This is a genomic window from Alkaliphilus pronyensis (assembly GCF_009017275.1).
GTDB lineage: Bacteria > Bacillota > Clostridia > Peptostreptococcales > Natronincolaceae > Alkaliphilus_C > Alkaliphilus_C pronyensis.
The window spans coordinates 1-21,267 of record NZ_WBZC01000002.1; the positions used below are offsets into that span (position 1 = coordinate 1).

At 33.0% G+C, this 21,267-nt stretch carries 20 protein-coding genes and 1 pseudogene; 3 read left to right on the forward strand and 18 right to left on the reverse strand.

The genetic code is table 11. The annotated features are described in order from the left end of the window. Positions 1–193: 193 nt before the first annotated feature. Both F8154_RS00380 and F8154_RS00385 read right to left on the reverse strand, forming a co-directional pair. Positions 194–463 (reverse strand): EscU/YscU/HrcU family type III secretion system export apparatus switch protein, encoded by a 270-nt coding sequence (locus F8154_RS00380; protein WP_151859603.1) that lies wholly within the window; start codon positions 461–463, stop codon positions 194–196. 10 nt (positions 464–473) lie between these two features. Beyond that, on the reverse strand, positions 474–3,098 hold the full coding sequence (locus F8154_RS00385) for a DUF6240 domain-containing protein (RefSeq protein ID WP_151859604.1): 2,625 nt from the start codon (positions 3,096–3,098) through the stop codon (positions 474–476). Between the two features lie 124 nt (positions 3,099–3,222). Here F8154_RS00385 and F8154_RS00390 point away from each other — a divergent pair, with 124 nt between their 5' ends. Then, positions 3,223–3,672, forward strand: a complete 450-nt coding sequence (locus F8154_RS00390; protein WP_151859605.1) for a YaaR family protein — start codon at positions 3,223–3,225, stop codon at positions 3,670–3,672. A 33-nt stretch (positions 3,673–3,705) separates the two neighbouring features. Here F8154_RS00390 and F8154_RS00395 read toward each other — a convergent pair whose 3' ends face one another. From F8154_RS00395 to F8154_RS00435, 9 genes are all read right to left on the reverse strand, one after another. Further along, a complete protein-coding gene (locus F8154_RS00395; protein ID WP_192930092.1) occupies positions 3,706–6,021 on the reverse strand; it encodes a methyl-accepting chemotaxis protein in 2,316 nt (771 codons plus the stop codon). Positions 6,022–6,165: 144 nt separating this feature from the next. Then, positions 6,166–7,273, reverse strand: a protein-coding gene (prfB, locus tag F8154_RS00400) for a peptide chain release factor 2 (protein ID WP_408608993.1) whose coding sequence is annotated in 2 segments (ribosomal slippage) — positions 6,166–7,209 and positions 7,211–7,273 — 1,107 coding nt in all. Because the reading frame shifts where the segments join, the coding sequence is not laid out codon by codon here. Between the two features lie 14 nt (positions 7,274–7,287). Continuing rightward, complete coding sequence (gene secA / locus F8154_RS00405) at positions 7,288–9,960, reverse strand: preprotein translocase subunit SecA (protein WP_151859608.1); 2,673 nt, start codon at positions 9,958–9,960, stop codon at positions 7,288–7,290. A gap of 461 nt (positions 9,961–10,421) precedes the next feature. Next, positions 10,422–11,030: a DUF5317 domain-containing protein gene (locus F8154_RS00410; protein WP_151859609.1), complete on the reverse strand. Its 609-nt coding sequence runs from the start codon at positions 11,028–11,030 to the stop codon at positions 10,422–10,424. Between the two features lie 210 nt (positions 11,031–11,240). After that, positions 11,241–11,777 (reverse strand): ribosome hibernation-promoting factor, HPF/YfiA family, encoded by a 537-nt coding sequence (gene hpf, locus F8154_RS00415; RefSeq protein ID WP_151859610.1) that lies wholly within the window; start codon positions 11,775–11,777, stop codon positions 11,241–11,243. 904 nt (positions 11,778–12,681) lie between these two features. Then, on the reverse strand, positions 12,682–13,170 hold the full coding sequence (locus F8154_RS00420) for a flagellar protein FlgN (RefSeq protein WP_151859611.1): 489 nt from the start codon (positions 13,168–13,170) through the stop codon (positions 12,682–12,684). 4 nt (positions 13,171–13,174) lie between these two features. Beyond that, on the reverse strand, positions 13,175–13,558 hold the full coding sequence (gene fliS / locus F8154_RS00425; protein WP_151859612.1) for a flagellar export chaperone FliS: 384 nt from the start codon (positions 13,556–13,558) through the stop codon (positions 13,175–13,177). A gap of 23 nt (positions 13,559–13,581) precedes the next feature. Further along, a complete protein-coding gene (gene fliD / locus F8154_RS00430) occupies positions 13,582–15,198 on the reverse strand; it encodes a flagellar filament capping protein FliD (RefSeq protein ID WP_151859613.1) in 1,617 nt (538 codons plus the stop codon). Positions 15,199–15,225: 27 nt separating this feature from the next. Then, positions 15,226–15,585: a flagellar protein FlaG gene (locus tag F8154_RS00435; RefSeq protein WP_192930095.1), complete on the reverse strand. Its 360-nt coding sequence runs from the start codon at positions 15,583–15,585 to the stop codon at positions 15,226–15,228. Positions 15,586–15,765: 180 nt separating this feature from the next. Between F8154_RS00435 and F8154_RS00440 the strand changes: the two genes are divergently transcribed. Beyond that, positions 15,766–16,617, forward strand: coding sequence for an aminotransferase class IV (locus F8154_RS00440; protein ID WP_192930096.1), 852 nt, complete (start codon positions 15,766–15,768; stop codon positions 16,615–16,617). A gap of 114 nt (positions 16,618–16,731) precedes the next feature. On the opposite strand, the gene F8154_RS00445 is transcribed toward F8154_RS00440, so the two are convergent. Then, complete coding sequence (locus F8154_RS00445; RefSeq protein WP_151859616.1) at positions 16,732–16,947, reverse strand: hypothetical protein; 216 nt, start codon at positions 16,945–16,947, stop codon at positions 16,732–16,734. Positions 16,948–17,104: 157 nt separating this feature from the next. On the opposite strand from F8154_RS00445, the gene F8154_RS00450 reads away from it, so the two are divergent. After that, entirely contained in the window at positions 17,105–17,464 is a 360-nt protein-coding gene (locus F8154_RS00450; protein WP_151859617.1) for a helix-turn-helix domain-containing protein, read from the forward strand. Between the two features lie 109 nt (positions 17,465–17,573). On the opposite strand, the gene F8154_RS00455 is transcribed toward F8154_RS00450, so the two are convergent. The 6 genes and pseudogenes from F8154_RS00455 to F8154_RS00480 all read right to left on the reverse strand — a co-directional run bounded on the left by F8154_RS00455 (position 17,574) and on the right by F8154_RS00480 (position 21,250). Then, complete coding sequence (locus tag F8154_RS00455; RefSeq protein ID WP_151859618.1) at positions 17,574–17,834, reverse strand: hypothetical protein; 261 nt, start codon at positions 17,832–17,834, stop codon at positions 17,574–17,576. A gap of 138 nt (positions 17,835–17,972) precedes the next feature. Further along, positions 17,973–18,341 carry a hypothetical protein gene (locus F8154_RS00460; RefSeq protein ID WP_151859619.1) on the reverse strand — a complete coding sequence of 123 codons (369 nt, stop codon included), beginning with the start codon at positions 18,339–18,341 and terminating at the stop codon, positions 17,973–17,975. Positions 18,342–18,411: 70 nt separating this feature from the next. Next, positions 18,412–18,621, reverse strand: a complete 210-nt coding sequence (locus F8154_RS00465; RefSeq protein WP_243141112.1) for an SAF domain-containing protein — start codon at positions 18,619–18,621, stop codon at positions 18,412–18,414. Next, positions 18,609–18,782, reverse strand: a pseudogene (locus F8154_RS15640) (hypothetical protein); the annotation flags it as partial. The pseudogene F8154_RS15640 and the gene F8154_RS00465, both read right to left, overlap by 13 nt. Positions 18,783–19,305: 523 nt before the next feature. Continuing rightward, positions 19,306–20,133, reverse strand: coding sequence for an aldo/keto reductase (locus F8154_RS00475; protein WP_151859621.1), 828 nt, complete (start codon positions 20,131–20,133; stop codon positions 19,306–19,308). 13 nt (positions 20,134–20,146) lie between these two features. Next, positions 20,147–21,250: a Coenzyme F420 hydrogenase/dehydrogenase, beta subunit C-terminal domain gene (locus tag F8154_RS00480; RefSeq protein WP_151859622.1), complete on the reverse strand. Its 1,104-nt coding sequence runs from the start codon at positions 21,248–21,250 to the stop codon at positions 20,147–20,149. Between the last annotated feature and the right edge of the window lie 17 nt (positions 21,251–21,267).

Consider the following 21,267-nt stretch of genomic DNA (forward strand, 5'->3'; position numbering starts at 1 on the left):
TTTCTTTTTTCTTTTTTCTTTTTTCATTTTTGACTTCTAATTTTTAATCTTTCATTATGTCTTTTTGTTTTCAATTTTTAATTTTTCATTTTTCACTTTTAACTTTTCATTTTTCATTATGTCTTCTTGTTTTCCATTTTCATTTTTCATTTTTCACTTTTAATTTTTCACTTTTAATTTTTAATTTTAATCTTTATTCCCTTCTTCCATCAATATCCTCTATAAAAATTAAAACCTGTGCAACAATTTCATAAAGCTCTGGTGGAATTTCTGTGCCCACCTTGAACTGAATTAGTTCCTTCACCAGCTTTTGATCCTCATGAATAGGTACAGAGCTCTCTATGGCTTTATCTAAGATGTTCTCTGCAACTACACCCTTACCTGCAGCGGTGACCCTTGGAGCATTGTCTTTTTCAGGATTAAACTTAAGTGCTACTGCTTGCTTTAGCTTTTTTGATTTCATTTTCCCACCTCTAAATGACTATATCTATTGAATGCTTTGTAGCTTGTTGTATCTCTATTTCATTAACCATACCCATTAGATTTTGATCTTCATCTACCTTAAAGGATACATCCTTTATTTGATAGCCTGCTTTATCCATAAGGCCTTCGAGATTTTTAAGCTCCCTCTCTATTGCTTTTTTATACTGAACTTCTTTAACTCCAATCTTAATATCCACCATTTTTCCTGTAACTCCAACATAAACATTTATATCATCCATAGTGCTGGTATCTATGTTTAGCAATATTGACATATTATTAGGATCAATTTTTTTACTGTTTTTTTTCTTATTCATTACATAAATCTGAAGATTGCTAAGCTTGTCATTCATCATAACTGGAAGCTGTAGCATAGTGTCGTTTTTACTTAGCTCTCCTTGCTGCTGAAGATTACTTATAATTTTTTCTAGTTGCTTTTCTACATCTTTTCTTAATTCTGGGTTAATTTCAACAATTTTTTCAGATAGGTTTTTAGCATTATTTAATAGCTTATCATAGAGCTTGTCAGTGTCTACTTTTCCAGATTTAATCTGATTAGTTAAATCCTTTAAGGATTGCTGTAGTTCATTGGCTTCCTTTAATGAGCTAAGCTCCCACTCCTTAGACTTCATCAATAAATCTTCTATATTATGTGCCAGCTGCTGCCTGTTATATAGTAGCATAGATATATTCTGTACTGATGATAAGTTTTGAGGAGTATTATTCTTCATAAGTAACGAGATTATACTATCCTTTATACTGGATATGTTGGATAAAAAGGAATAGGAATTAATCAATTGTTTGCCCTGTGTATAGGAGCTGACCTCATTCAAAGGCATTTTTTCCAGCTTCGCTCCATCAATAATTGAATCTTTAACCATTGATATAGTCAATGAATTACGTAGCTGATTATACTGATGCTCACCTTTACTTAAGTGCTCAACATTTTGCTTACTTATGCTTAAACCATTATTCATTAATGCCTTTACCAACTGCATATCTTTTTCGTGGGATGGATTTAAACCGACGTTAAGTATTCTTGCATCTAATTTATTAACCTCATTTCCTGCTAAGGTGTTTTTAAATTGTATTCCTTCCTTGTTATAAAGGCTTTCTAGTGTAAGGGGAATTCCTTTATTTAAATGAAATGCTATGGTGTTATAGTCAATGGCTTTCATTTCTGAAAAAACACTTGATATCACTGTAGCAGATTGAAAAATATTCTTAATGGTGACATCTTGTTTTTCTATTAAATCTGTAATATGTAAGCCTCTAGGTATATTAATTTGGCTTAACTTAACTTCACTGTTTTCCTTTATAAGAAGGAGTAACTCTTCATCACTTATATTAGCTAGCTTAGTTAGCTTGCTAAGTACTTTGTCTAACTGAGCCTGATTTATATTAGTCTGAGACTGATTGATTTCACTTATGTTTAATTGATTTATATATTTTAATAATTGGTTTATATTTTCCTTATCAACATTAATACCTTGCTCCATTAGTAGGGCTATAGTGTCCTTATTCATATCATTTGATAATTGTCCTATTACTTCTTTTATTGATACTATCCTTTCAATTAGCTCTCTGTTTATTGGTAAGTCATTTTTTAATAGTAGTTTTGATAAACTTACATTTTTATCGGTGGCTTCTATGCCAGCTTCTTTTAGAATACTCCTAATTTCATCCTCCATTAATCTTAAATCTTTTTCCCTTAGAGTCTTATGTGATTGAAACCCCTCATAGACCTTTACTGCTTGGCTACTGCCTTTATCATCAGAACTTATACTGCCTTTAGTGATGGATTTCTTTAATTTATATAAATTATCTATTGTGGTTTCAATTTTATTCTTTACAGCATTAATTAAACCTTCATCCTCAATCTCTTTTATTGAATGGAGCTTATTAAAAACATTGTTTACCTTTTCAATATTGCCTTTAGTTAGCTCTAATCCTGCCTGTTTAAGGGCTTTTATTACATCTGTTATATCCTTTCCCATTTTGCTACCATATATCTTTTCTGCTATCTTTTCAGCCTCTTCTGTAGTCATTTTAGTAAGGCCTTTTATGATTTTAGCTAGGGTAAAGCCCTCACTTTCTTTTGTTTCATCTATTGCTTCAGATACTTTAGATAATGGTTCATTTCCTATATCTATATCTTTTTCTATAAGCTGAATTGCAGAATTATAATCTAATCCTTCTATAATACTACTTAATTGGTTTTTTGCATTCATAAAGGCTAGCATGTTTTCTTTGCTTAGGTCTAAGCCGTGATTTTCTAATGAATGTAAAACCTGAAGATACTGGGATTTAGATGGAAAGTTAAAGGACTTCAATATTTTGGTATATTTATCCCCTTCCTCTTGTTGTATAGTTGGTAGACTTTCCTGGGTGAGCTTAGAGGATAATATGTTCTTTTTATCAATTGTGACTACATCTCCTGTTTTTCCCTGGATTTCTTTCTTAAGCTTCATATCTAATATACGTTGATTACCTATATCTATTTTCATATTAGTTCCATTATTAGATACAATGGTTCCTCTTATTTTAAGGGTAAATCCTGTATTTCCATAGGCTTGATTTATACGTTGAAAAAATTGACTACTAATTCCATTGTTCATTTTCATATCACCTCTTCTAAGGATATATCGACATTTTAAACTGATTTCTTTAATTGTTGCCTAATGTCTTCCTATGTTTTGTCCGATAATATATAATAGATACATCGGTATATGGAGGTGCCCCATGAGAAAAATTGATGGAATTAATCATAGTATAGAAATAAGGGATATTAATAAAGCAGACATAAAAAAAACTGAAATAAACCGTCAGCAATTTATGGAGAAGCTTCAGGATATAAAATCTGATAATGTTAAAGGTCACCTTGAAGACCTGTATAATAAAATAAATAAGCAATTAGAAAGAATAGCAGATAAGATGCACCTTAGTGAAGTAGTAAAGTATAAAAAATTGGTGCGTGATTTTCTGGATGTTGCTGTTAAGCATTCCCATCAGTTTTCAAAACAAAACTTTTTAGACCGCCGTGGACGCCATAGGGTCTATAGCATTGTAAAAAATGTTGATCGTGAATTAAATGAACTAACTAAAGAATTTTTAAGCCAAGAGGTAGATCGTATAACAGTATTAAAAAGATTAGACGATATTAGAGGTATGCTTTTGGATGTTTTAATGTAATTAAAATAGCCCCCTAAAGGGGCTATCTTTTATTTAACTACTTTGCTTTTCATTATCTTGGTTGCTTTCTTCGTCATTTTCTATTTCTTCACTAACCAACCCATTATCAGCTTGAAGCCCTTCTGTTTCCTCTTTATTTTTTTCAATATCCTCCTCCATAGCAGTATCTTCAACTGCTTCTTCAGGAACATCTACTGCTTCATTTAAAGGAGCTTCATCAATAGAAGCTTTATCAATAGGAGCTTCATCAATTACTTCTTCCTCTGATAATAGACTATTATCTGTTTCATATTTCTGTGACCCTTCATCAAAGCCATTACAATTATCAATTAGAAACTTTGTTGTTAGCTTTTCAAGGTTCTTTATCATTTCTCCTAGTGCTATAGTTGAATTTGTCATATGTTGTATTGAGGCATCCTGTTCTTGGACACTTGCTAAAACCTCTTCAGCCCCTGCAGCAGTAGATTGTGATACTCCTGCCACATCAGCAATTGCTCCTTCAACCTCACTAACCTCTTGAGAAACCTGCTGGATAACTGAGGATAATCCCTTCATTAAGGCTGTGACACTTTTTGTCTCCTCTAATATATTATTGAATGAAGAAGTTGTTTTATTTATAACTTTATTTCCTACCTCTACACTTTCTATTCCCTTTTCCATTGCATCAACTGCCATACCTGTTTCATTCTGTATCTTACCAATTAGATTTATTATCTCTTTTGACGCATTTCTTGATTGCTCTGCCAATTTTCTAACCTCTTCTGCAACTACAGTGAATCCTTTTCCATGTTCCCCAGCCCTTGCAGCTTCTATTGCGGCATTTAATGCCAACAGGTTTGTTTGATCAGATATTTGGGTAATTAATTGGCCTGCTCTATCTATTTCTTTAATATGCTTATCTAACTCAGATACTAGGTTAAATGTATTTTGGGCTACAGCAGTTATTTGAGCCATAGTATTCTTTATTTCATCTATACTTTCTACCCCATTGTATGCCATAAGAGAGGCCTTCTCTGCTGATGTAACTACAGTGGCTGCATTTTCATTAACCTTCTTAACTCCATCCACCATTTTTTCTACTGCTCCTGTGGACTTATCAACACTTGCCATCTGCTCTGAAGTTCCTAATGCAACATGCTCTATAGTTTTTGATATTTCTGATGCAGCTCTTGATGTCATATTTGCATTATTCATTAAATCATCTATTGACCCACTAACTTCGTTGGTTGTACCAATAATTTGCTTAATAATATGGGATATAGATGTTGACATTTCGTTAAAGGCCATTTGAAGCTGCCCAATCTCATTATCAGAGTCAACATTTATACGTTCACGTAAATCCCCGTCTTTAATCTTATTAGCACTAACAACTAAATTTCTAATTGGCTTTATAAAGTAGTTAGCAAAGGTGTAGATCATTATTGAGGTAATTATAATAAACACAAGTGCTATAAGTATGTTTCTTATAAAGGTATCCTGAGTTACTTCAAGTATTTCATCTTTATCTTGTTCAACTATTACCCTCCAGTTTAAATCCCCAACACTAGAGGAGGCAATTAGAATATCCTTCCCTTCACTATTTATGCCCTGGGTAAGATCTAACTCTCCAGCAGCAATCCTCTTAATATCCTCTGTGCCTTCTTCATATACGTTAAATCTACCATATACATACTCTGAGGCGACACGATGCCCAATTATATAGCCTTCATTATCTACAACATATGCATAGCCTGTTTCACCTATACTTACATCCTTAACTAAATTAATTACTTGGTCAAAACCCAACAGTACTGTCATAACGCCACCTCTGTTGCCATCACCTTTTCTCAAAGGAACAGCAATTATAAGCCCTACATCTGAGGCTTGTTTATCACCTATAGAAGGAGTTACATATAGTTCTCCACCTAAAGCAGTCTTAAACCACTGTTGGTCAGAAACATTTGCGGTTCTATTTTTCCCATTAGATACCACTACATTACCCTTAGTATCAATATACTGAAAGGCTTTAAAATCTTTATACTTAAATGAATAGCTATTAAATAACAGGTTAATCTCATGATTACTCATTTCAGTAAAGTCGTGGGCACCAGCCACCATTTCAATCATTTCAAACAATGAGTTCATATAAATCTCCAGCTGTTGCGCTATGGACTCTGCTATAAGATTATTATTAACTTCAGCGTTTTCTACTATATTAGATGAATCTATATAATAATTTAAGGCAGTAATAGTAAGAATGGGAATAAGGACCATAATCAGTGTTACCATAACTAGCTTTCTCTTAATTGACTTATATTTTCCTTTTTGCTGTGAATAACCTTCGTTATCTTTTTTCTTGTTATACTCCATATATAAGCCTCCTTGAATAATTTTCCTGCATTTATTATTATTCGACATAAAAGCATGAAAACCTTTACACTCATATCAAAATAACAAAAAATCTAGGAGATTTTATCCTAGATTTGTGTGTTGTTCACTAATGTTTACTTATAATCAAGACTTTTTACCTATATTTCTTAGATATGCATTTATAAAGCCATCAATATCTCCATCCATAACTGCTTGTATATTACCAGCTTCCACGTTAGTTCTATGATCCTTTACTAAATTATATGGATTGAATACATAGGATCTTATTTGGTTTCCCCACGCTATTTGACTATATTCTCCCTGTAAATCCTCAATTTTTTCTTTTTGCTCCTGTTCCTTAAGCTCAAAAAGCTTAGCCTTTAGCATTGTCATGGCAACATCTCGATTTGTATGCTGGGATCTCTCATTTTGACACTGAACTACAATTCCCGTTGGCAAATGGGTAATTCGAACTGCTGAATCAGTCTTATTTACATGTTGACCACCTGCACCGCTTGCTCTATAGGTATCAATCTTTAAATCGCTTTGTTTTATGTCTACTTCAACCGACTCATCTAGCTCTGGCATAATATCCACAGAGGCAAAGGAAGTATGTCTTTTACCAGAAGAATCGAAGGGCGATATACGTACAAGTCGATGTACACCCTTTTCGGATTTCAGAAATCCATAGGCATTTTCACCTTCAATCAAAAGAGAAACACTCTTTATACCAGCTTCTGGATCCTGTAATAAATCTAATATTTTTACTCTATAGCCTTTATGCTCTCCCCAGCGGGTATACATTCTCATAAGCATTTTAGCCCAGTCTTGAGCATCTAGTCCACCAGTGCCGGCGTGGATAGATATAATAGCATTATTCATATCATACTCACCCTTTAATAGGGTAGATAAGCGTACTTTTTCAATATCTTTTTCCAGCTGGTTAATACACTGGACTAACTCAGTTTCAAAGGAATCTTCTCCTTCTTCTATAAAGTATATCATTGTCTCAATCTCTTCATATTTAAAAACTAAATTCTCATAGGTTTCCACCTTATCCTTATACACTTTAACCTTTTTGAGAGTATCTTGGGCAGCATGAGGCTGATTCCAAAAATCCTCCTCAGTCATTTTAGCTTCATAATCCTTAATTAATCTTTTAGTTTCTTCTATGTCAAAGAGAAGCCCTCAATTCTTTAATTACTTCATTTATGCTTAATAATTGTTGCTTATAATTATCTAAGTTTAACATTTACTCACCTCGTTTTAAGCTCCACAGCATTTTTTATATTTTTTACCACTTCCACAGGGACAGGGTTCGTTTCTGCCTACCTCATTACCTTTTTTTACAGTTACAGGCTTATTTCTGTCACCATGTGTGGCCTCTATAGGTGTAGCAACTTGTTTTCTTTGGGCATTATTATCCTTTTCAATACTAAATAAATACCTTACAGTATCCTCTTGTATACTTTTTATCATCTGCTGGAACATATCATAGCCCTCAACTTGGTATGCTCGAACTGGGTTTTCTTGTCCTATAGCCCTTAGCCCAATCCCTTGTTTAAGCTGATCCATAGCATCTATATGGTCCATCCATTTTGTATCTATTATTTGAAGTAAAATAATTCTTTCTATTTCCCTCATTCTATCTGGGGTTATTTCTTTTTCCTTCTTGTCATAGGTTAATTTTCCTATATCAAACAGCTTTTCCTTCAATATGTCAATTGTTAGATCTTCTATATTCTCAATATGTAGAGAATTCTTTGGTAAAAAGATAGTGCTTAGATATTCTGTTAGTCCATCTAAATCCCATTCCTCTGGGTATTGGGCATCTGCTGTATATATTGCAATAGCATCGTCAATTATGGATTCAACCATGTTAATAATATGCTGGTACATATCTTCTCCCTGTAGGGCTTTTCTTCTTTCTCCATAAATAACTTCTCTTTGCTTATTCATAACATCATCATATTGCAACACATGTTTACGAATTCCAAAGTTTCTACCCTCAACCTTCTTCTGTGCATTTTCTATGGATTTACTTAGCATACCATGCTCTATGGCTTCGTCTTCCCCTAAGCCAAGCTTATCTACTAAGCCTTGCATTTTGTCTCCACCAAACAAGCGCATCAAATCATCTTCAAGAGAAATATAGAAGCGACTAGAGCCTGGGTCTCCTTGTCTACCAGAACGTCCCCTCAGCTGATTATCTATTCTACGGGATTCATGTCGCTCTGTACCAATAATATGAAGACCACCCAATGCAATAACCTCTTTATTTTCCTTATCGGTTTCAACCTTAAAGGAATTATAAAGATTTTGGTAAAGGTTTTTTGCTTCTACTAATTCTTCATCCATTGCTTCTTCATGGCTAGTAACCATTGAAAGTATGTAATCACTATATCCTCTCTTTTTCATTTCCTGTTTAGCCAAAAACTCAGGGTTACCTCCAAGAATTATATCGGTTCCACGGCCTGCCATGTTTGTTGCAATGGTTATTGCACCCTTACGACCTGCCTGGGCGACTATTTCTGCTTCCCTTTCATGCTGCTTTGCATTTAATACCTCATGGGGTATTCCCTTTTTCTTTAATAGCTGTGCAATTTCCTCTGATTTTTCTATAGAAATTGTTCCTACAAGTACTGGCTGTTTAGTTTTATATTTTTCCCCTATTTCATTTGCTAGGGCTAAAAACTTGCCTTTTTCTGTTTTATATATGCTGTCGGCGAAATCGCCCCTTACAACTGGCTTATTTGTTGGTATTTCAATGACATCCATTCCATAAATGGATATAAATTCTTCTTCTTCTGTTTTGGCAGTACCCGTCATACCAGCAAGCTTTTTATACATTCTAAAGTAGTTTTGGAATGTTATTGTTGCTAAGGTTTTTGATTCTCTTTGTATATCTAGCTTTTCTTTAGCCTCTATAGCTTGATGAAGTCCATTACTATATCTTCTACCAAACATTAATCTTCCAGTAAACTCATCTACAATAACAACCTCTCCATCTTTAATAACGTAATCTCTATCAAGTTTCATAAGGTTTTGTGCCTTTAGGGCTTGATTAATATGATGAGAGGTTTCCATGTTTCCAATATCCGAAAGGTTTTCTATTCCAAAAAAGCCTTCAGCCTTTTCAACACCTACTTCTGTTAAGGCAACAGTATTTGCTTTTTCGTCAATAGTAAAATCCTCTTCCTTCTTTAGAGTTCTTACAAATTGGTCTACAACAAAGTACATTTTTGTAGATTTTTCACCTTGCCCTGAGATAATAAGGGGGGTTCTAGCTTCGTCAACTAAAATGCTATCCACCTCATCCACAATGGCATAGTTAAGCTCTCTTTGCACCATATCTTTTTTATATATAACCATATTATCCCTTAAGTAATCAAACCCGAACTCATTGTTTGTACCATAGGTAATATCTGCCCTATAGGCTTCATGCCTTTGCTTGGGTGTTAAACCGTGTACTATAACTCCTACTGATAGACCAAGAAAATTATAGATTTTACCCATCCACTCTTGGTCACGACTAGCTAAATAGTCATTTACTGTTACAACATGTACCCCTTTTCCTTCTAGTGCATTTAGGTATACAGGTAAAGTTGCCACTAGGGTTTTACCTTCTCCTGTTTTCATCTCTGCAATTCGACCTTGATGTAAAATGATACCTCCATAAATTTGCACAGGATAATGCTTAAGTCCAAGTACACGCCATGCTGCTTCCCTAACAGTTGCAAATGCCTCTGGTAATATATCATCTAATGTTTCATTGTTTTTTAATCTCTCTTTAAATTGTCTTGTTTTATCCTTAAGCTCACCATCGGTCAACTTCTCAAACTCAGATGCTAATGACTCAATATGCTCTACAGTCTTTTTATGTTTTTTTAATTCCCTCTCACTATGGGTTCCGAATAACTTCTCAAACAAGTTTTTCAATGAAATCACCTCTATCCAGTATAGTATAAACTTATTTTATCATTTTATCATCATTCTTAGTCTAACACAATTGACATGCCCATAACATATATACGCAAAAAAAGTTGAGAAGTTTAATCTCAACTATATAATTTTCCATTTGAATTTTTATTTAATGTTATAAGGACTAGGTATTTATCTTTTATCTTCTTTTATTTTGGTCTTTTGTTTAAACTTATTACTTATTCCATATTACTTATTACTTGCTTTTATGGTTCAACATTCAACATTGCCTTTATAATTGTTTTCAATTTTCCATTTTTGTTTTTATGGTTTTATGTTTTTAACTCTTAACTCTTAACTCTTAACTCTTAACTTTTAACTCTTAACTTTTAACTATTAATTTTTAATTTTCCCTATTACTTATTACTTATTACCTATTCCTTATTCCCTATTCCTTATTCCCTATTCCATGTATTTCTTTATCTTCCCTTTACTTTCCCGTAATGGTCAAACTTAATTACACTTGAGGCTTTACGATATACCCTTGAGTTCATCATGCCCTGTATATAAAGAAAAAGCCCTAGGGATATAAAAGCATCGCCTGCACTAAAAATCTGTTTAATGGGATAGGCAAAAGGTATAACTAATCTCTTCCCTAGATAATCCGTTAAAGGATAGGCATCCTTTAATGGAATATAGTTTGGTAATAATCCTGAATTAATTGATGTTAACATGTTTTCAAAATTTAATTGCTCTAATGCTTCAATACTAATTGGCATACTACCTTGATTTAATACAACTGCAGCAAAATTAGCAATTGCCCCTAACAATATTAACCAAATTCCTTTATTATGTAGGTTAAAGAATAATACAACAAATAAAAGACAATAGGCAAATATATAAAGCTTCATTCTGTGGGCAATAAATAGAGGGTTTCCAATAGATATCATAATAGATGTTATTAATAATAGTAAAAATGATGTTAGTAGTATAAATGGAAACCTAAGAGTTAAGTAGCCTATCCTTTTAAATTGTCCACCTCTAAGCTTACCTACTATTAATCCTAGAATTAAACCTTCAAGAATCATATAATATCACTACCCCTCAGTTGGAAGTTCTAATAATTTTAGTATTTCTATTTTATTATGGATTTTCCTTCTTATTTTTTATTAATTATTAGTTAATGATATACTTTAACCAGTAAATAAAATAATGATTAGTAAAATACAAAGCTTAAGACGGCATTTCTGCCGTCTATTATTGTAAATTAAGTATTTAGATTGTAGATTATAATATATCTATTCAAACTCTGGTTCTATTAAACCGTAGTTACCATCCTTCCTTTTATATACTACATTTACCTCATCAGTTTCAGAGTTGGCATAAACGAAAAAGTTATGTCCAATCAATTCCATTTGTAGCACAGCTTCTTCTGAGCTCATTGGCTTAATGGCAAAGCGCTTTGTTTTAACAATTTTAGCCTCAAATGGACTATCCTCTTCCTTTAAGGCAGGAATATTTTCAAATCTTATAGTCTCGTATTTTATGTTTCGATTTTCAAGCTTTGTTTTATGTTTCCTTAGCTGTCTGGAAAGCTTATCTACAACCCTATCTATAGATGTATACATATCTTCTGTAGCTTCTTCTGCCCGTAATAACGACCCATTAATTGGTATAGTCACCTCTAATATTTGTCTCTGTTTTTCAACAGATAAGGTTGCTTGTGCCTCAGCATCCTTATTAAAATACTTTTCGAGCTTAGAGATTTTAGCTTCAACTGAATTTCTTAGAGCATCTGTAACTTCTACATTTCTTCCACTTACTATGACTTTCATAGTCCCAGCTCCTTTCACTTCTATATAATTTAAGCCAATTAATTGGCTTAAAAGCTGTGGCTTAAATTAGCTAAATATATAATTGTAAATATGTTATCTTTATAATTACCCTAATTTAAAAATATAAAACAGCAAGTACACTATTTTTTTTGACTATATGCTTTTCTCTCAGAGGCGTTACTAACACTCTCGCTTCTTAAGGGGGAGATAGGCGCCGCCAAGCTAGAAAGTAAGCGGAACTAGAGTTCAGGTGGAGTTTAAATCCATCTGAACTAAGTTTTCTTTAATTAGTATATTCATTCTTTGTAACTACCATGATAAACATTACTTAGTTCAAAAGGAGTTTTTACTCCATCTTTGCTTAGTTAACTATAGGATAAAATGATTAGACTCATACTTTATTATAGTTATTAGTTTTCATTTGGGAACTTGTGGATAACTTTGTTGGCTGTGAATATGTTAGTAGTCACGTCTGTGGATAATGTTAATAAGCCTGTTGATAACTTATTTTACATGGACAAGGGGTGTGTATATTATGTGTATAAAAATGGACAAACTTACTAATAAATATATTTACCCTTATATTGAAAATGATAAACATTATTAGTTGAATAAGCGTAAATTATCATTAATTTAGTTAATTAAAAAAAGCCCTTGACAAAGTCAAAAGCTTTTATTAAATGTACTTGAAGCTGACCTGGTTTTTTACCCCACACTCGCCTGCTGGAGGGTTCGCTAAGGATTACTTTCACTACTACCCCTCTCGGCTTTACCGGCAGGTCTTACTTCTAAGCCGCACCATGATCAATAGTTATTTTAACTATCTTACGTGGGTCCTTTTGCCTGCGACTGGCATGGACTTTCAACCACAGACCTTCAATAGTACCTTTGTATTATATCTTATTTACCTCTTCTTATCAATAAGGATAGAGGGTGTTTCCACATATTTTCTGTTATAGGAATTTATTACCTTTTTTCCCGTTTTTATATTTTTTAGCTGTGCTTTTAACTCATTCATATTGCTATTAGCCATTTCCATGTTTTCCTTGTCCAATTGGCTAATATCTTTAGTTACATTAACTATTTCATTAACAGTATCCTTTAATTGCTTAAAGCCTTTAACAGGTTCTTCTGTACATTCTTCAAAAGAATCTATTTTTAGTAGTTTTTTTATAGCCTCATAATTGGTTATAAAATCATGATCAAGCTGATTAACAATATCAATTAAGCTTTGCTTTTCTTCAATTATTTGATTAAGTAGATTAATCCCCTGATCTTCTTTGTTCGTTAATGCTTCTTTTTGAGCTATTGTTAAAGACAAAATTTGCTTCATTATATTAAGCTTATGATTACATATATTTTGGAGCTCTATCACAATTTTTTCAGGCCTCATATAATCACCTATTCCCTATCTTTGCCAGCTTCATAGCTTCTTTCCATGTATCACGTAATTCTACAACCATCTCTGCAGCCTCATTTAATGGTGCTATATCCTTTCGAATATTGGCATCAACTAGCCTTTGCTTTATATATGTATAGATAGCCCTAAGTCCATTAGAAACATCATACTTCATATCAAGTGTATTATTTAACTCATCTATAATATCTTGGGCCCTCTTTAATGCTTCATTGGCTGCCGAGATATTTTTAGCTTCTATAAATATTTTTCCCTGATTTATAAATTTGATAGCACCATTATATAACATAAGTGTAAGCTCTTGAGGACTTGCAGTTTTTATACTATTTTCTTTATATTGATTATATGGATTGTTTAATGCCACGATACTTCCTCCTCATTATGATACTATGCTCCTAAACCCATTTGGGACATTAACCAGTTGCTTTGTTGTTGCATTTCAGCCATTGCCTTTTCCATAGCTGTAAACTGATTCCAATAGCGGTCTTCCTTTGAAGCTAATAGAACTTCCTCTCTTGCTATCCTACTATTTAATTGACTTATGCTCCTACCAATATCACTAATATTACTTTGCTTTGTAACAAAATCTACCAGCATATTTGATTGAACACTACGGTACAGGCTAGAATCATCACCAGGACCCGAGTGTCTAATTACTTCCTTCATGCCAGCTACTAATCCATCATAGGTTCTTTGAATTAATCCTGACTCCTTCATTCTGTCTTCACCCGTAGCTGAGACTTCAGGCGCCTTAAAGAACAAATCTAAGACTCCATCTGGGTCACTATTTATTGCATCCTTAAGTTTATCTTCATCAATTACCAGTTTTCCACCATCTTTATAATACCCTGTTGTTATTCCAATATCATAGATGTATTCAAAGCTTCCTGTAACTCCCTCTACCTTTTCGTAAAGGGCTCCTCTTATACCAGAAAGGGTTCTTTGAAGGACTTCATTATTTTTTAATAACCCACTTTTAGCCTTTTCTTCCCATAGCTCAATTTCCTTTTCTGTCATAGCATCCTTTTCTTCTTGTATAAGTGGATAAAAGTCTCTATACTCCTTCTCTCCTATTTTACCATTTATCTCATCTAATAGTCCATTATATTCATCTACAAAGGATTTAATCTTATCGTATATTCCATCTGTATTTGTGCTTACATTTATTGTAACCACTTCACCCACAGCAGCATTTTTTAGTTGTAGGTCAATCCCAAACACTGAAAAGCTATTTGTTGATTTTCTTATCTCTGAACTATTAAAATTAATAACAGCATCTGTTCCATTTTCTCCTGGACCCATTATATCACCTGAGAACATTGCTGCGGCTAATCCAACTGGATCATCTGTAATCTGTATGCTTTTATGTTCACCAGTTTCCCTAGTGCTCATCATAAATTGCCCTAAATCCGAGTCGTAAGAAGCCCTAATACCTAAGCTTTGTCCATCATTTGGGCCTCCAACAGCCACTGCATTATTTAACTTCGAAATTAAAGAACCTATACTATCTCCAGCTGTTACAGTTATTTCACTTGAACCAACATCTGTTGTTATAGTAAAGCTTCCATCAGCAATAAAATTATTATCTACATCTAAAACATCATCTAAAGGATCAACATTACCCTTTAACACTTTACTGGTTGTTTTTGCAACACTGGCAGTACTAGTTACCTCAACTGTATAGCTTCCATTCATTGCATTGCTTCTAGCAGATGCAGTTACTATTGACTCGTTAGCTGATGTAGCTTCTTTTGCCCAGGTGAAGCTATTGGTAGAGCTACTTCTAATTGTTCCATTGGTAGAAAATTCATTTAGTCCAAACTCATTTCTTGTATTCAGAATGAAATTAGCCATGCTTTTATTAAGGTTATTATATTCTTCCATTCTCCATTTTAAGGTTTGCTCTTGACGAATAAATCTATTAACCCTCATACGCTCTGCATCCATAAGCTGCTTTACAATGTGTTCAGTATCCATGCCTGATGCAATACCACCAATTCTCATTCATATCACCTCTCTTAATAATTTCACTTAACCCTTTTTATCAATTATTATTCCTGCTACCTCCAACATATGGGCCACCATATCCAGTATTTTTTCTGGAGGTATTTCTCTTATTACCTGCTCTGTCGAGCTATCTATCACCTTTACCATAAGTGTGCCAGTTTTTTCATGGATAGATCTTTCAAATTTTCGATCAAAGGGCTGAAAGCTTTTATTTGCCTTATCTATAGCCTTGTTAAGCTGTTCTTCATTGTATCGCCCTTCTCTTTTGATTCCTTCCTCACCTATACCCTTAATTTCTATTGTCTTTTTAATTTCTTGGCTTCCTTGCCTTACCCCTTGATTGTGTGGATAGCTTACTCCACCTTGTACTCCATCAATCTTCATGGATGGCTCCCTCCTGTACATATTTTTTATACTTAATATATCGGTATAACAAAAAGAAATGTTTAACTTTTTAACATAAATTAAGCATTTCTTTTTATTTTGGAGTTTGCTATAGAGTTTTTATTATACTTTATAAAAAATAATGATACAATATAAATATATATGGGGAGAGTGACTAATATGGTTAATAATAAGCAAGATATAGAGCTACAATACTACATACTAAATGATAATGTTTATGCTACAGCTAATCTAAAGGATTATGATTTATCCGTATCAACCTCAGTATACGAGGTAATACGTGTTTTTTCAAGAGTACCCTTGTTTGAGAAAGAGCATTTGAATCGACTAGAAACGTCAATTTCATTACTGGGCTTTTCTTATAGTCCTAATGTAGAAGAGCTACAGAGGAATATACATAGGCTTATACATCTCAATAAGGTGGAAAATCATAATATTAAAATTGTAATAAATAATTTTGATAAAGAAGAGCCTAATATTTTTTTGTTCTTTATAAAGAGCAGCTATCCCAAGCATGAGCTATATAAAACAGGTGTCAAAACGATATTATATAGTACACAACGATCTAATCCCAATGCAAAGGTAGTAATGCAACAGCAAAGGCAATTACTCAATGAAGTAATTACTCAGCACAATGCCTATGAAGCTCTATTAGTAGATGCTACTAATTCTATTACTGAGGGTAGCAGGTCTAATGTATTCTTTGTTAAGGATAATACAATAGTTACAGCTCCATCTAGTGATGTACTGGTAGGAATTACACGAAATCGTGTTATTGAGCTATGTACTAAGCATGGTATTGCTGTTACTGAGAAAACAATTAATGTATCCTTTTTAGAAGAAGCTGATGGACTATTTTTGACTGGTACATCCCCCAAAATATTACCTATTTCAGCAGTAGAAAACAGGAGCTTTAGATCGGCAGAAAATTCAATAATAGTAAAGCTTATGAATGCTTATGATGAACTAATTAAGGATTATGTTAATAATTATATAACTCCAATTCACTAAATAGTGTCTACATAATTTATGTTAAACTAAGAGGATATCTTGTATATTTATCAAAGGAGGGCGCTTGTCCTCTTTTAACATTTTTTGGTGTTTAAACATTTGTTACATATTAGCTTAATTTCTAGATTTCATTGATAAAAATATATAAAGAAGATCAACAAACTCACTGTAGGTTACTTCTTTTTGAAAATATAATCTGTTGTATAATAAATCTCTTTGAACCTGCTCAACTGCATCTATCCATTCTCGATGACTAAGTTGAAAATTTGCTTGATATGTTTTTTTTATATCCTCCAGCACCACACGTTTAAAGCTGTCATAAGTTATCATATTTTACTCCCACCCTTATTTACTATATATTACCATTATACGCTACCTATCGTGTCTAATCAACATTTTTGACACTTTTTGTGTAAAATATTTTTTGATTAAATTTTTTATGCTAACATTAATGCAAATACTTATATAGGAAGTGAAGGTACTTATTATGAACTTTTCTACAAGGTTAAAAGGCTTACGTGAAAGAAAGGGTTTACGTCAAGAGGATTTAGCAATTATTCTTAATATAAGTAGACAAGCAATTAGTAATTATGAACAAGGAACAAGATTTCCTAAGGATGAGCAGCTACTTGTTTCAATTGCTGATTTTTTTGAGGTTTCTACAGACTATCTTTTAGGTAGAGATTATTCCTCCTCTAATCTAAAAAAGGTAGTAAAGGATTTTGATACTGAATATAATTATTGTAAAAATAAATTAATAAAAAAATTAACAAGCAAGGCTGAAAGGCTTCCTGATGAAATAATAAAGGGTTTGATATCCTTAGTAGAGGTTCTTCCAGATGAGTAGGTAGTATATTAAGAACACAACACCTCCGTCCCCTTGTGTTTACTTGTGTTTATTCATGCTGAGCACACATAACAAAGCTTAGGATATTAAGCATCCTAAGCATTTTTAATTATTTATTATCTAGTGAATCAGTCCAGCTCTCCTTAACTATTGTTACTCTATTATCCCTTATGTATTTTAATATTAGTTTTTTATCTACTCCTGTTGCTTGAGATACATCCACTAAGCTTACTTTACGATTCGAAGAGGTTATAAAGTCTCTAACCTTTTTTAATGGGTTATCATCTTTTGCCGCAGTGCATATATCGCATATTTCACCATCCCTGCTTCTAAAGAGTTCTCCACATACTGTGCAATTCACTAGCTTCATTGGGTTTTTCCCCCTCATATTCGTTTGTAATAAAAACACTGTATTATATATCTAAATTATTATGTCAAAATATATTTAACATTAATTTAATCCTATAAACCTAGTTTTTCAGGGGTTATCCATGGTGATACTACTTACTTATGATTGAATGTAAGGTTTTAGTGTTTTAGCGATTTCATCCCTCCAGCTTATGTAATTTGGAATGATGTATTCCTGTGCTTCAACACTTAAATTAACTTCTTTATCTTCGCTATAGCTATCAACTGTTTTTTGTATGCCTTTTATTAGATTCTGTGATAGGCTGCTAATATTGTTTTCTGGTAGCTCCCCATCCATAGGTTCTATGGCGTTTGCTATGCTTGATATTGCTTCTAACAAATCCTGTAGCATAACAACAGATTCTTCATAACGATGCTCTGTTAGTTGTTTTTCTAAGTGAATTATTCCTTCCTCCAAGGTATCTATTAACTCTATTATTCTTCTTATAACTTCGTAGTATTTTTCCATAATGATCAACTCCTAAATATTTTTTTGTATGTAATTAAAAAGCTTTACTATCTAGTTTTTATAGTTACTTCTAGTCTATATGCTCCCAAATAACAGGTGTACCTTTACTTAATTCTTGTTTAACAGCTCTCCCCAATACATTTTTAATATATTTAGGAGCTAAACCAATTCCTGGTCTAATAGACCTTACATTTTCTTCAGTAAAAACTTCTCCTGCCTTCAAAACAAAAGGACACAACACCTCCGTCCCCCTGTGTCTTGTGTTAATTATGGTATCCACCTTACACCTTCCTTTACAATCCTTGCTGGATTTCCAGCCACTACACAATGGGGTGGTACATCTTTTGTCACAACAGAATGGGCTGCAATAATTGCCCCTTCTCCAATCGTAACCCCTTTAAGAATAATAGCCTCTCTTCCTATCCATACCTTATCGCCAATAAAAACTGGTGCCTCTTTGATACTGTGGGAACCATCAGAATAAACTATGCTATGAAAGTCACTATCCATTATGACAACATTATTTGCTATTGCTACTTTATTACCAATAGTAATGCTCTTTGCACACCTTATTTGGGTGCCATAGTTGGCATAACCTGAACCTAAGCTCAAGGTGCCTCCATCAAAAACACTGATATCACACTGATAAAAAAAGGAGAAATTAGCATTTACATTAAGAGACGAGTCCTTTCCCAACCTTAATCTCATTTCAGCCTTAGATTTTTTCAGTTTGTTGGAATTAAGTGTTAGTTTTCCATTTAAGGTAATTTTAGCACTTGGGTCAAGATCAAGTATTGTATTTCTATAGGGTATTATTTTACCACCATTTATTATCATATTTCTAGCTAGATTATTTCCTTTAAAGTAATCCCACAGGTTTAATGAGCTATAAAACTTTAACTTTTGTATGATATTTGATTTAGTTTTCAATACAATTCACCCCACTTTTTAGAAGCATTCAATATCAAAGCTTGTCAAAATCACAATTATCAGGGTCGTGTCTTACTCTAAAATTCATATTTATATCATCAATTGATATCATTTCTTCATTTGATAAATGAAAATCATAAATGCTTATGTTTTCACTTAATCTATGATGGCTTTGAGTTTTAGGTATAGAAATTACACCATTTTGGTAATTCCAGCGTAATATGATTTGCGGAATGGACTTTTGATATCTGTCAGCTAATTCTTTTAGTATGTCACTATTTTGTATGTAATTGTGCATTCTAGCTAATGGTGAATAAGCCTCAATTTTAATTCCATATTTGGAACAAAATTTAATTAAGGGTTTTTGAGTTAATAGAGGATGTAATTCTATTTGATTAATGGCAGGTAATATATTAGCAATCTCTATTAAATCCCTTAGATGATGCTCATGAAAATTACATACACCTATTGAACGTACAAGACCTTTTTTATATAGCTGCTCCAACTCAACCCAAGATTTTAAAAAGTAATCTGGTACTGGCCAATGAATTAAATACATATCTACATATTTTAAGCCCAAGATACTTAGGCTCCTTTTCAATACTTCTTCGATATTTTCATGCTTCTGATGGATATTACTAAGCTTAGTTGTAATAAATACTTCTTCCCTAGCCACAATACTATTATTTATTACTTCGCCAATTTCTTCATGATTTTTGTATGCAGTTGCTGTATCAAAGCTACTATAGCCTAGTTCTATAGCTTTTTCCATTGTTTCTATTAATATATTGCCCTTCATTGGATAAGTGCCCAGTCCTATTACTGGCTTGTCTATACCATTGTTTAATGTAAACTTCTCCACCTGATCACCCTCTTTATTTTAGACTAACTACCTTATTAAAAGCTACATCAAATGGATTAGCAAGAATCTCCTGAAAGAACACATTTCTGCATGGCCCCTTGGGAGTGCTTTCTAATATGCATACATTCCCTTTTATAGCTTCGTCTAAGGTACATTCTTCAAATTCCACTCTTTTTGATATTTTTTCAAAAAGCTGTTGTCCCCTATTGGAATTCAACAATACTACAGAGGTTCCTTTGTCTTCATCTAAATGAGGTCTTGTTCTACCAATTCCCCAAAAATCCCCTAATGTTATATCTGATACTCTCGGCAATTGCTTGTATAAACAATGATGACATGAAGTTCTTAAATATAAATTATATTTTAAATAACCTATCATATATAAATCATGGTTACGGTCTTCTATATACTCTTGTCCATCTGTAAACTGGATTTTAGTACAAAACCCATTCCAACCTCTAGATTTATTTTTAAAGGTAACACTTATAATAGGCTGTCCATACCTTTCCTCAAGCATCTCTAAATATTTAGTATACACCATTGGTGATATTACGCCTCGACAAATAAAGTCACATTTTACTAGATTTTGATAGTCCCTTCTTAGAAAGGTGTCTAATGCAGCATTTTGGCAAGGGGTTCCACAAAAGAGTATCTTTTTTCCTAATTCAAGGGCCTCCAATGTCTGTTGATAAATTGTATTGGTATCACTTTGCAAATATTTAGATTGCCTTAGTCTGGATATACCTGTTGAATTTCTAGCCATGCTATGTTCTACTAAAAAATCACATGTATATTGAGCTCCAACAACCCATCCACCATCATTAAGTACTTGATGAGCTAACTCTGAAAATATGCCACCAGATGTACTAAAACACCTAACTTCTTCATTACGGCTCCATGCAGCATAAACAAGAGGTGTGTTAAAATGATGGTTATATGACCTTCTATTAAGGGAAGGACATATTTTAAGGCATAATCCACATTTTTTACACTTTTCATTTACAAAGGGGTACCAAAATCCCTCTAAATCTGTTGGCATTGTAATTGCTTGATAGGGACATATGTTAAAACAGCTTTTGCATCCTGTACATAATTCTTTTTCTATACAATTAATCATATAAACACCAGCTTTTC